At 53.0% G+C, this 12940-nt stretch carries 8 protein-coding genes; all 8 read right to left on the reverse strand.

Going from position 1 to position 12940, the window contains the following annotated elements; all coding sequences use genetic code 11:
- Positions 1-217: 217 nt before the first annotated feature.
- Positions 218-640: a 3-hydroxyacyl-ACP dehydratase FabZ gene (gene fabZ / locus ADU22_RS03945; protein WP_053361013.1), complete on the reverse strand. Its 423-nt coding sequence runs from the start codon at positions 638-640 to the stop codon at positions 218-220.
- Positions 641-745: 105 nt separating this feature from the next.
- Positions 746-1018: a DNA-directed RNA polymerase subunit beta gene (locus tag ADU22_RS03950; protein WP_053364458.1), complete on the reverse strand. Its 273-nt coding sequence runs from the start codon at positions 1016-1018 to the stop codon at positions 746-748.
- A 188-nt stretch (positions 1019-1206) separates the two neighbouring features.
- Positions 1207-2208: a rod shape-determining protein gene (locus ADU22_RS03955; RefSeq protein ID WP_053361014.1), complete on the reverse strand. Its 1002-nt coding sequence runs from the start codon at positions 2206-2208 to the stop codon at positions 1207-1209.
- A gap of 489 nt (positions 2209-2697) precedes the next feature.
- Positions 2698-7527: an Ig-like domain-containing protein gene (locus tag ADU22_RS03960; protein ID WP_053361015.1), complete on the reverse strand. Its 4830-nt coding sequence runs from the start codon at positions 7525-7527 to the stop codon at positions 2698-2700.
- A gap of 13 nt (positions 7528-7540) precedes the next feature.
- Entirely contained in the window at positions 7541-8740 is a 1200-nt protein-coding gene (locus tag ADU22_RS24900; RefSeq protein ID WP_053361016.1) for a hypothetical protein, read from the reverse strand.
- An 18-nt stretch (positions 8741-8758) separates the two neighbouring features.
- Entirely contained in the window at positions 8759-10705 is a 1947-nt protein-coding gene (locus ADU22_RS03970) for a serine/threonine-protein kinase (RefSeq protein ID WP_053361017.1), read from the reverse strand.
- Positions 10702-11487, reverse strand: coding sequence for a PP2C family protein-serine/threonine phosphatase (locus ADU22_RS03975; protein WP_053361018.1), 786 nt, complete (start codon positions 11485-11487; stop codon positions 10702-10704). Before ADU22_RS03975 ends, ADU22_RS03970 begins: the two co-directional genes overlap by 4 nt.
- A 114-nt stretch (positions 11488-11601) precedes the next feature.
- Positions 11602-12825: a DUF6382 and FHA domain-containing protein gene (locus tag ADU22_RS03980; protein ID WP_053361019.1), complete on the reverse strand. Its 1224-nt coding sequence runs from the start codon at positions 12823-12825 to the stop codon at positions 11602-11604.
- Between the last annotated feature and the right edge of the window lie 115 nt (positions 12826-12940).

Raw genomic sequence — 12940 nt, forward strand, 5'->3', positions numbered from 1 at the left:
TACCGAACCAACATAAATTAAAGCTAAACTTTTTGTGAACAAACAGCGGAGGTGCTGAATAACACAAAAAAAGACACCTCCCAAAAATGGAAAGTGTCGGGGCCCCGCAAATATCGGGGTCAGGCACCGTTCAAACCACAGCGGGTCAGGCACCGTTCAGTGCTTTACCGCTTTAAACGACGGCGGGTCAGGCACTGTTTAGTGAGGKGATGCTTTATTACTTTAGTGCGAACATGATTTCGGTTTCGCAGGCGATTTCGCCGTCTACGGTGGCGATGGCTTTGCCTTTGCCCATTGGGCCGCGGACTTTGATCATTTCGACTTCGAGGCGGAGCTGGTCGCCTGGCTTGACTTGCCTTTTGAAGCGGCAGTTGTCGATGCCGGCGAAGAAGGCGAGCTTGCCGCGGTTGGCTTCCGGCTTCAGCATCGCGACGGCGCCGACCTGGGCAAGCGCTTCAACGATGAGGACGCCCGGCATCACCGGATAGTCCGGGAAGTGGCCGTTGAAGAATTCTTCGTTGGCGGTGACATTTTTCAGCCCGACGGCGCGTTTGCCTTCGTCGACTTCAATGATTTTATCGATCAATAAAAAGGGATAGCGGTGTGGAATAATTTCCTTGATTTGCGTGATATCGAGCATTGATTTTAGTACCTCCTACTAATAATAGGTTCTTATCTTTCTCCATTGTACTAAAAAAGGCATGCAAAAAGGAAGGGGGAATTCCCCCTTCCTTCATTATTGTCGTTATTGTCGTTTTTCAACCAGGTCCAATATGTGGGTCCAAGTTGATTTCTCAAAGATTTCTTTTGGATTGCCGTTACCCATGACGCCGTATCCGAAAGCGGCACCCGCAATGATGCTAAGAGCGAGCAGAACAATGACCAGAATGACCCGAAGCCAGATGGGAATGAGGCGCACACGGACTCTTTGGCGCTTCTTCGCTTTTGGCTGCTGTTTCTTAGCGGTTTTCACTTGTTCCCGTGTCGCTGATTCCTGCTGTTTGCTGTTCAATGCCATTCTGTTCTTCCCCTTTAACACGAATTCCGGCGGCCATTCGGCTGTTTCTACCCAATTGCCAACAGGGTTTTTCACTTTTTTACTATTTCTATTATAGAAAAAATCCCCTTATGTTACATTAACAAATTGTAGCAAAAACAAGTGCATGAGAAAAGCATTTCCGCTTCAACGGCCTTCCGCAAAGCGCTTTAGCCGATTTTTACCCGTGACAGCCTGTCGAGGTTGTCGAGCATGATTCCCGTACCGATCGCCACACATTCCATCGGAGCGTCGGCTACAAGTACAGGCACTTTCAGTTCCTCGGCCAGCAGCATGTCCATGCCATGCAGCAGGGCGCCGCCTCCAGTCAGGATGACACCGCGGTCAATGATATCGGCGGAAAGCTCCGGCGGAGTGCGCTCGAGTACGCTTCTTGCCGCCTGGACAATCACAGCCACTGATTCTCTCAGCGCCTGCTCGATTTCCTCGGAACGGACCGAGATTGTGCGCGGCAGTCCGGACACCATGTCACGGCCGCGAATTTCCATTTCCTCGCTGCGGGAGCCCGGGAACACCGTACCGATGTTCAACTTGATGTTCTCGGAAGTGCGCTCGCCGATCAGCAGCTTGTATTCGCGCTTGATGTAGTTAAGGATCTCGGCATCAAACTTGTCGCCGGCCATTTTAATCGACGAAGAGGTCACAATGTCCCCCATCGAAAGCACGGCCACATCCGTTGTACCGCCGCCAATGTCGACGACCATGTTTCCGCTCGGCGTGAAAATATCCATTCCGGCGCCAATCGCGGCCACTTTCGGCTCCTCTTCAAGGTAAATCTTCTTGCCGCCGCTCTTTTCGGCTGCTTCCCTGATCGCTTTTTGCTCGACGCTTGTAATGTTCGTCGGAGTGCAGATCAGGATGCGAGGCTTGGACAAAAGCCCCTTTACGTTCAATTTGTTTATGAAATGCTTCAGCATCGCTTCGGTCACATCGAAGTCGGCGATGACCCCGTCCTTAAGCGGGCGGATCGCCACGATGTTCCCCGGTGTGCGCCCAACCATCTGGCGCGCCTCCTCGCCTACTGCCAAAACCCTGTTTGTATTTTTATCAATTGCCACGACAGACGGCTCATTTAAAACAACCCCACGGCCTTTTACATGAATCAACACGTTCGCTGTACCAAGGTCAATTCCAATATCCCTTGCCAACATATTAACTTAATCCTCCTTGAACAAACGGCGGCTGCGGCTGTTTCATCCTCACCTCTGCCACATAAACATAGACAAGGAATTCATTCGTATCAGTCGCGGCTGCTATCTGCGAACCATATTCTACCCTAATTGTTTATTTTACCATAAGGGTAGGAAAATAGTAACTATCTTCCACAAATATTTGTCAATTGCTGTTGTGATTTGTCGGGATATTTTTGTTGAAATTTTACTTATTTGGAAGTGGGGCTATTTTGTAGATTTGTATCGGGTTGTGTAGATAAAATTGTTTTTGTGCAGATATCACCCCGGGTTGTGTAGATAAATTCCTTTGGCGTAGATATCACCTCAAGTTATGTAGATGAAATTCTCTTGACGTAGATATCGCCCCTGATTGTGTAGATATAATCCTTTTTTTGCAGATATCACCCCAACTACGCACAATCCCCGCACAAAAAGAGGAACAGCACCCGCTGTCCCTCCTCTTTCCCTCTATTCTTCTTCGACTGCCGTTGTTTTCCGTCTCCGCCACAGGAGCAAGGATGCGGCCAAAATTGTTCCGGCCAGTCCGGCGATGGTGCCGGCGAACAGCGGCTTGTTTTCGTACAGCTTGACGAGAGCGCCTTTTTCGATGATCTCGAATGGAACGGTGCTCACGGTCTCGTTGCCCGCTTCGTCATAGGCGGTGACCGCGACTTCATACTTTTTCACATCAGTCAGCGTCGTTTTGATCACAACGCGGCCGTCTTCCTCGGCCACATCGCCATCAAACATTTCACCGTTGATCATCACATTTTTAATCTTGTCATCAGGATTATCAAGGTAAATCGACAGGGAGACCGGATCGCGGTACTGCCTGTTTTCCTGGACGCCGTCAAAGATGACCTTCGGCGCGGTTTTGTCGAGGATGAACTCGACGCTCAGCTGCTTGATGTTGCCCGCCTTGTCCTTCACCTCGAAGAACAGCACATGCTTGCCTTCGTCGGTGATCGGGTCGCCAAGCTCGTACGGCTCGCCGTTCAAGAGCATCGCAATGATGTCATAGGCGTTAAGGTCTTCAATCAGCAGCTCCGGAATCAAATCTTCATTAAAATAAAGATTCGAGATTGGCTCCTTGAACTTGATTACCGGCGCTGTTTTATCAATCGTGAACACGATCGTCCGCGATGACACATTGTTCGCCAGGTCCGTGACGACGGCCTTCAGCACATAATCCTGCTCGCGCTCAAGCCTTGTGCCATTGACGAACGGCGCGCCGTTCAGGGTAACCGAGGTCTTGCTGCTGTCGAGATGCAAATCGGAATACGTCACGCGCGGCGCGATGATGCTGTTGAAAAAGCCATCGAGCACACCGGTGATGTTCAAGGCAGGCTTGGTGGTATCGAGCGTGAACGAAATTTCCTGGGTGCTTTCATTGCCTGCCTTGTCGCGCGCCAGCACCTTGTAGGTGTACTTCATTTCGCGCGATGCCACCGGAACATTGGCGCCCAGATTGCCGCCGCCATTCAGCGTCACCGACACGATGCTGTCATCACGCTGGTCAAGCGCAAACTCCGGCGTGAACACTTCGTTGATGAACTCGCCGTTTTTAATCACGCGGTTTTGGCCTTTGAATTTCGGTGTAATCACCGGTGCCGTTTTATCAATCGTAAACGTCATGTTCGCGCTGTGCGAGTTGCCCGCCTTGTCGGTCGCCTCCACAACAATGCGGTATTCGCCTTCCGCGCTGAATGCATGGCTTAGCGATGCCACATTTCCGCTGGTCCGGAAGCCGCCAGGATTATACCCTGCGCCATTGCGCGTCACGCTAATCTTATTCACATCCAAATTCAAGTCAGTAATCGCCACGCTGACAGTTTTATTTACATTGTAGTGCGCATTGTTCTCAACGCCGGTAATCTCGATTGCCGGCTTGACGGTGTCGATCGTGAACGTCTTCTTCTCCACCGCCGGGCCGTTGCCAGCCTTATCGGTCGCCGTCACACTCAAGGTGTATAGACCATCCCTATTAAAATTGTAGCCCAGCTTCGAAACCTTGCCGGTATTCTTCCATGAGCCGATGCTAAAATTCTGGCCATCCTTCGTGGCGGCGATGGAAACGTTGTTGGTGCTGAAATTCAGTTCATCAACCGAAACCGTCACATTCCTTGCCGCCGGATTGAACGAACCATCCTCCACGCCAGAAATGGCAACAACAGGCGTGGTTTTATCGATGATGAACGCAATCCGTTTGTGGACCGTTTCGTTGCCGGCTTTGTCGGCTGCCCTCAGGTTGAGCACATAACTGCCTTCTTCTTTAAAAGTAAACCCGAGTTCCGCGGTCGAAGCGCTTGTCAGCCTGAAATTGCCCACATTGTAGGCCTGGCCGTTGCGGGAGACATTCAGGTTCACTTTGCCCAGATCCAGATTGATATCGCCGGCCTTGAACGTGACGGTTTTATTGGTGCGATAGTCCTCGCCGTCTTCCACGCCGGAAATGCTCAGTTCAGGCGCAACCTGGTCAATCGTGAATAGCAGCCTTTTACTGTCCGCTTTATTGCCCGCCGCATCGACGCTGGTGACCGTAATTTCATACTCGCCGTCGGTGCCAAACTCGTGGGCGATGCTTGAAACCTTGCCGGAATTGGACCAGCTGCCAATATCATAGGCTTTCTTCTCGCCGTTGGCTTTGCGCGTTACCGAGATGTCCACGGCATTATTTTTAAAATTATGCTCGGTCACGGAGATGGTCACTTTCCGGCTGCTCTTCGAATAGAAGTTATTCTGCACTCCGGAAATGTCAATCACTGGCTTCACATTGTCGACCGTGAACTTCAGGCTCTTGCTCTCGGCCTTGTTGCCGGCCTTGTCTTCAGCCGAGACGGTGATTTCGTAGTCGCCATCGCCTTTAAACGTATGGTTCAGCTTTGAAATTTCACCGGTATTCTCCCATTTTCCAAGCTCATACTTCTGGCCGTTTTTCGTAGCCGAAAGTGTTACTTTATTGTGTTTAAAATTATGCTCGTCCACTGTGATAGACAGCGTCTTGCCTTCCTGGATAAAGCCTCCGTCGGCAATGCCGTCCAGGCTGATTTTAGGAGCAGTATGGTCAATCGTGAACGTACGCTTCATGCTTTCAGCGGCATTCTCTTTTTCATCGGCAGCATGAAGGATCAGCTCGTAGTCGCCTTCTTCCTCAAAGCCCAGAACAAGCTCCGCTTTCCACAGGCCGTTCTCCTGCCTGCTGGTATTCCAATTGAGTTTGCCAAGGTCCTGCGGCTTGCCGTCCTTTTTCACTTCCACTTCTGTCTTCTTCAGGTCAACGCGCTGGTCCACGACGGTTAGCACTGCTTCACGCTTCTGGTAATGTGCGCCGTTGTCCACGCCAGTGATGGCAAGCTCCGGCGGCGTCTGGTCAATGCCGAACGAAATCGGGCCAGTCACCGATTTGTTGCCGGCTTTGTCGGTGCTTTCAAAGGTCAGCACATATTCGCCGTCTTCCTTGAATTCGTGATTCTGCAGCGCATCCTCACCGGCCGCTTCCAGATGCTTTTTACCGTTGCGCGTCACCTTCAGCAGCGTCTCTTCAAGCACAAGGTTCTTGTCCTCCGCCTTGATTTCCGCTTTCATCGGTTCGCCATACAGCTCGCCATCCTTGACGCCTGCGACGCTCAACTTTGGTGCAGTCTGGTCCATCGTGAACGATATCGGACCAAGCGTGTATTCACGGTTAAAATAATCCACCGTACTCAGCTCCAGCTCGTACACGCCGTCATCCTTGAAGGACAGGGCCTTCGAGTAGCGGAAGAAGAATCTGTCCAGTTCAGTTGTCAGGTATTCCTCGCCGTCCTTTTTCACTTTAAGGACCGGCTTCGATTTCAGGGTGAAATCCTGGACGAATATGGTGAGTTCCTTATCTTTATTCAGGTACTTTCCATCAATGTTTTCATCGGACAGCCAGACAGCCGGTGCGCCGGTGTCGACTGTGAACGAAAAGCTGTGCTCAGCCTTGTTGCCGGCTTTGTCAACTCCTTGGGCTGTCACTTCATACAAGCCGTCAGAGTCGGCCTTGAATGTGGCCTTGCCGCCTCCATCCAGCTTGTAGCTGTCTTCTTTTTCCACGCCATTAAAACCGGTGCGCGTGACAGTGACATTGCCGCTGGCGAAATTCTCGTCAAGCGCGGTGATGGCCACTTCTTTCTTTTCATCATAATTTTCCTGGTCGGCGGCGCCTTCAACCTTGAACTCAGGATTCTTGCGGTCGATATGCAGCACAACTGGTGCAAGGTCGTGTTTTTGGCCGAGCGCATGCCTTTCAGTCACGCTCACGGCGATTTCGTAGGTGCCATCCTCACTAAAATGGTATCCGCCGTCAAGCTTGGCTTCGCGGCCATTCGGCGAAAGGGTGAGGTTCTTCGTTTCAGCTGTGCCGTTCCTGGTGATCACGGCTTCCGCCCCTGACAGCCTGATTTTACTGCCCACAGACAGGCCGATGCTGTCGATCGCATAGAAGCCTCCGCTCTCGACAGGCTTGTCGTTCTGGTTCACCTGCAGCTCCGGACCTTTCGTGCGAATCGAGAAGGACAGGCTCTTTTCTTCGCTCTTGTTGCCGGCTGTGTCAATGGCGGAGAGGCTCAGACTGTATTCGCCATCCTCCTCGAAGGTGACCGAGCCATGGTAGGCGCCATCTTTCCCGGCCCACTTGGCTGACACAGGGATATCGCTGCCGTAGCGGGTCGCGCTCAGCTGCACATTCTGCGGGTCGAAATGGGCATCTTCAATGCTCATGTTGACGGTGACAGCCTTCGTGGACAGCGTGCCGTCAAGGTTGTCAGGCAGGGTGATTGCCGGTGCGGCGCCGTCCCTTGTGACCTGGAAATCCACTGAGGCAGCATCGCCGTCCCAGCTGTTGGTTTCCGGAATATCAATATGTATGTCCAAGGTGCCTTCTTTTGTAAAAGGAATGTTCACATTGTATTTACCTTTAAAATTGTCATCCTTGACCGGTGCCGGCACGGCAACGGCTGCCCCGTTATGGGAGGCGGTCACAGTGAACGGTGTTTCCACAGGCTGTGCTTCTTCGCCTTCCGGAGGGTTGGCGAATTTATTTTCATAATCGTCCTCCAGGTCGACCGTGAAGGATATGGTGTCTTCGCTCGTCAGCCAGTTTTGGTTGAAGCTAGTGTCCATGTTCCATGACTGGCCGTTGAAAAGAACGTAGCGGTCAATCCCCGTTTTTGTCGAAAACGCCGGATTATCGCGGAGCAGCACCCCGGACAGCAGGACAAGCGCCGCACAAACCACCACAAGCACCTTGTTTTTTCTAAACATCGCAAGCATCATTCTGATTCCCCTTTTAAATGATCGTCGTCGTGTGGACCACAATGATGTCCACTTCTTTTTTAAAATAAAGCTCCTGCTCCTCCTCCAGAGCTGCCGCCGCCAACAGGGTTGTTTCCTCCATCGTCGTGGGCACCGTTGTTTGTGCCGGCTTTGACAGAGGCATCGTTTCATTGATGTCTGAGAGCAGCGCGGTTTCTTCGATGGCTGACAGGAGGGCCGTTTCTGCCGCCGGTGTCAGCAGCTCCGTTTCTTCGATGTCTGACAGGTGCGCGGTTTCTGCCGGCTCGTGGTGCGAACTGGTTTCGTTGAGTAATTGCGTTTCCTGCAGGAGGGCCGTTTCTGCCAGGTGCTGCGGTTGCGCTGGGTCCTGCGGCAATTTCGTTTCCGACGCGTGCTTCGGACCCTGCAGCAGAGCCGTTTCCTCGATATGCCCCACCTGGCCGGAATCATCCAGCAACGCGGTTTCCTCCAAAACACCGCCTTCAGCCTGTTCCGCCAGCAGCGAAGTTTCTTCTACGTGTTGAAGCTTTTCTACCCCAGGAGCCAGAAGCTGCGTTTCCGCTGCAGGCTCGAGCAGTGCAGTCTCCCCTGCTTGAGGAGCGGCAGGCCGTCGCTCGGCCTCCAAACTGTCCTGTAGCAGCGCCGTTTCTGCCGCAGTTGGTACAGGCTGGGCCTGGTCTGCCTGGCTGTCCTGAAGCAACGTCGTTTCCTCCAAGTGCGGAGCTGCGGGACGCTGCTGGCCAGCCTGGCTGTCCTGCAGCAACGTCGTTTCCTCCGCCTCATTCCTGCCCGGCACTCCCGCATGCTCAAGCAGCACCGTGTCACCCGCCTCCCTCTTTTCAACAGGGGCAAGCAGGTCCGTCGGCGCCAGAGCTGCTGCCGGCTGAACAGCGGAAGGCCGTGTGATCGCGGCGGATCCCTGGCCAAGGTTCTGGGTGGAGGTGTGCTTCTGCTGGTTCTCCATCGTCAGGGTACGCTCGGCTCGGGATACATCCACATCTTTGCGCAGCTTGATTTCATTGGTGATCCGCCCTGTCTGCTCGGCCTCGGCGAACTTCCGGGCGCTGGCGATCCTTTTCGCTCCTGGGAGGGAGATGCCTGTCAGGTCCTTCACCACCTGCGGGATATTGAGTTTTATATAAAGGAAGACTGCCAGGATGAGAGCGACCAGCGCCCCCGCCATGCCTCCATAAAACAGGATGTGATAGTCCATTGTGCTAGCCTCTTTCCATCATTCGATGATTCCGAGATTCTTCATCCGTCGCGTCCATTTTTTATAGGCCTCGTTTGCCTGGGCGCCCTCAAGCTTGCCAGCTTGCTCATAGGTTTTCCTGGCTTCACTGTAGCTGCGCTTCGACTCTTCCTTCAGCTGCTGGATGTCGAGCTGGAGATTGCCAAGCTTCACATAAAGGGAGATGCTGTCTGGATATTTTTTAAGCGCCGAGGTGAATTGCTCGGCCGCCTGGGCATGGTTTCCCATCTCCTGGTGGATGGTGCCGATGCTGCCGAGAATATCCTCCTCGTTAGGCGCATTCAGGTCCAGCAGGTTGTAGTAGTGCCCAATGGCGGCTTCGAAATCCTCATTTGCCGCCGTCACATCCTGCGTATTCACGCCGCGGCTGTAGTAGGCCTGGGCCAGCTTCTGCTCGAACTGCATTTCATATTTGTACTGCAGCTGCTCCTGGCCAAGCTGGCCGAGGATTTTGTCCGCCTTGTGGACGATGTCGATCGCCTCTGTGTTGGCGTCGGGAAGCTGGCTTTTATAAGAAAGATAGATATTCGCCAGAGAATTGTAGTTTTCGAGCTTTTTCGCATCATTGGGCAGACTATCGTTGAATTCATGGAATTCGCGGAGGTCGCCGGCGAACTTTTCATAGTCGACGCTCAGCGTTCCCATCGTAGCCGCGAGCGATTTGTAGTATTTCGCATCCGGGATCTTCTTTTCATTCACCATCTGGAAATACCTCAAGGCGTTCGGATAATCGCGCTTGGCGTCGAAATAGGTCATTCCCATCTTGAAAAGGACGGCATCATTTTTATGGACATTTCCATATTTATCATTGATGTATGCGCGAATTTTCTCGAGACCGATGTCGACTTCACCGCGGTTCTGGTAAAAATCGAGCAGGTAGATGTACGCTTCCGGCCTGTGGCTGTCGACCGAGGTGATCGCCTTCTCCAGCAGTTCCGCCGCCTCCGTTTCCCTGCCCTCCATCAGTGCGAGGCTCGAGGAGCTCACAAGGCCCATATAATCCTGGAACTGTTCGTTTTTCATGCCGCGGTAGCCGAGCACCGAGGTGGTCGAGAACGCGAAAAACAGCACGGCAGGAATCATGAACAGTCCGAGCTGCTTGATCAGCCTGTTTTTATAGCCCTGTGTCAGCCTTTCGATATGCTCAAGGTCATAGCTGAGCTCCTCGCAGCTCTGGTAGCGGTCTGCCGGTTCGGACTGCGTGCACTTCAGGAGGATGTGCTCAAGCCCCTCGGGAAGCGACGGATCCCATTGGCGAATTGGCCGCACCTCGAACGGCGGCTCGCTCAGACTCTTCCCAGTGACCAGATGGTAAAGCGTGACGCCGAGGCTGTAGATGTCGGTGCGGGCATCGGTCTGCTTGCCGGACAGCTGCTCGGGCGCCGCATAGCCTTTTGTGCCAAGGTTGGTCGTGTCGGTCGAATTCTCGCTCTTATATTCACGGGCTATGCCGAAGTCGATCAGCTTGATCTTTCCTTCCGGCGTGAGCATGATATTGTCCGGCTTCATGTCACGGTACACGATCGGGTGCGGCTTGCGGGAATGCAGGTAGCCAAGCACATGGCTTAGCTGGCGGGCATAGTCGATTACGTCCGCTGCCGGCAGCCTGCCTTCGCGGTTAAGCTTTTCTTTTAACGACTCGCCTTCGATATAGTCCATCACCACATAGATGTCACCGGCCGAATCGATGATGTCGTATATCCGTGGCAGTGCGCCGTGGTCAAGCTTCTTCAGCATATTGGCTTCGACGACCAGGGAGTTGATCAGAAGCTCGTTATTGCTGTTGGCCCGCTTGCGGATATCCTTGACAACAAGCGATTTGTTGAGCCTGTTGTCCATCGCAAGATAAACGACGCTCATGCCGCCGCGGCCGATTTCCTTGAGGATTTCGTATCGTTCATCAATCACTGTGCCAATCTTGATCACGCTGTTTCCCCTCTTTTCTGACTGCTGGACACCGCGATGACCGAGATGTTGTCGGTTTCCTGGCGGCTTTTTACCAGCTCCACCAGCTCTACAAGCTTCACTTTTAGCTGACTTTCCTTGTTAAACTGTCCTGGCTGGAGGCTTTCGGCGAGCTCGCTGTTCAGGACTTCATGGTAAAAACCGTCGGTACAGAGCAAATAGCAGGCCTTGTGCTCCACCAGTCCTTCCGTGATCGTGATGTCGAGATTCTCTGTCGCGCCAATGCACTGAAGCAGGATGTTGCGCCGAGGGTCCCGGCGCGCCTGTTCTGCTGTGAGGTTGCCGCGCTCCACTTCCCTGGCGACGAGCGACTGGTCCTTCGTCAGCTGGGTGACGCCCGAGGAGATGGAGTAGATCCGGCTGTCGCCAACATGGATGATATAGCTGCGGGAATACAGTACCAGCAGTGCAGAAAGCGTCGTGCCAAGCTGGATGTTCCGCACCTTTCCGTAGCTGAAGATTTTATCGTTCAGCGCGGTGATGCAGGTTTGGAGCCCGCTTATGATGCTGCGCTCCTGCTTTTGCCGGAGGAGGGTTGGCAGTTCCTGGTCGAACCAGTCCGACAATCCCCTGATGACGGTGGCGCTCGCCAGCTCCCCGTGCGAAAGGCCGCCCATGCCGTCGCAAATCGCGAACAGGCCGACCTCTCCCTCCGGAGTCCTCGCCGTCTTCATCAGCAGCCCATCCTGATTGCTTTTCTTTTTTATGCCAATGTCGGTGTGATAGGCCATTTGGAATGCCATCGTTCTTCCTCCTTTAAAACAGCCGAATTTGTATTCCTCTAAAACTGCTGGATTTGTATTCTTCTAAAACAGCTGATTTTTATTTCTCTAAAAAAGCGGGAATATTGAATTCTTCTAAAACAAGCGGAATATGTATTCCTCGTTTGCAAGTTTGATACAGTCTTCATGCCGGATTTTGATTTTCTGCTGCGGCTCTGCCTTGACGCCGTTAATAAAGCTGCCATTCCTCGAGGCATTGTCCTCGAAGAAATACTCGCCATTCTGGGTTAAAAACAGGGCGTGGATCCGGCCGATGACCAGGTTGTCCCTCGTATAGTCCGCCTGGAGCGGGTCGCGGCCGATTTTAAAAACAGGCTTGTCCAGGTGGATTTTTTCACCGTTGGCGGCCAGCAAATAAGGGGCGCTCATGGCGGTGCCAAGGACGGTGGTGCCTTCCTCCTCTTCCTGCTGGACGCCGAGGACCGTGGTGCCTTCGTCTTCGGGGTATTGCGTAGGATATTCGTCTTCTTTCACGCTGCCGACCACTGGGGGCTCCTGTTTGGCCGGATTTTCGCTGGTTTGCATGGAAGCGGCCGGACTCTCCATCGACTGCGGTGCCGCTGGGGGACCCTCGCTTGACTGAAAAGCGGTTKGCGAACCCTCATTGAACTGCATTGGGGCTGCCGGGTACCCGCTAATCTGGGCAGCATCTGACCGCCCTTCGCGGAACTGGAGGGCGGCGGCCAGCGCACTCCCCGGCCTGTAGTACTTCGGTTCGCTTGTGATGCCATGCTGATTCTGTTCAAGCTGAAGGCCCGAGTCCAACGCCCATTCACCAAGCTTGGCGGCCAGTTCTTCCGGCTCGATGGTGCCGCTCGACAGCAGATAGTTATGCAGCTTGACAAAAAAGCCGGCTCCGCTGTTTTCGTCGTATGGAGCCAGAGTGATGAGTTCCTGGATAAATTCTTTAAGTGATACCTTTTCAAAGGAATTATTTTTTACCGGAAGATAGATGAAAACTAATGCATTTGAAAAAGGATCAATAAAGACCTGGTTTTTGTTCATGACAAAACAGCCGGTGTCCAGGCCGGCTTTTTTTGCCTCCATCAGTGTTTCCGCGATGTTTGCGAGCCAGCTGTACAGGGAACTGCCTGTAATGGCGGGAATATGTGCAAGAGCGGTCGCGCCGGCAAGGTCATAGCGGATGAACTTGTCCTGGATCGCGATGCAGGGCAGGATACCGGGAATCGAGCTGCGCTGCAGCCAGTCCAGCTTCGCGGTGTCGATTACTTCATATGCACTTTTTTTATAAAATAAAAATTGGTTATCCTGGCTCAAGCTAACTTGTTTGATCATCATCATCCGACTCCATCACATTGTTGTTTGGCATGCAGGGCGCTTGGGGCGCGCCCTGCATGGCCGTATTGTTTTAACTGGGGTGACATTGCGAGAGTGTTCATCGTGACCCGAATTA

Origin of the sequence: Bacillus sp. FJAT-27251 (assembly GCF_001273925.1) — a bacterium.
In the GTDB taxonomy this organism is placed as follows: Bacteria; Bacillota; Bacilli; order Bacillales; family Cytobacillaceae; genus Mesobacillus_B.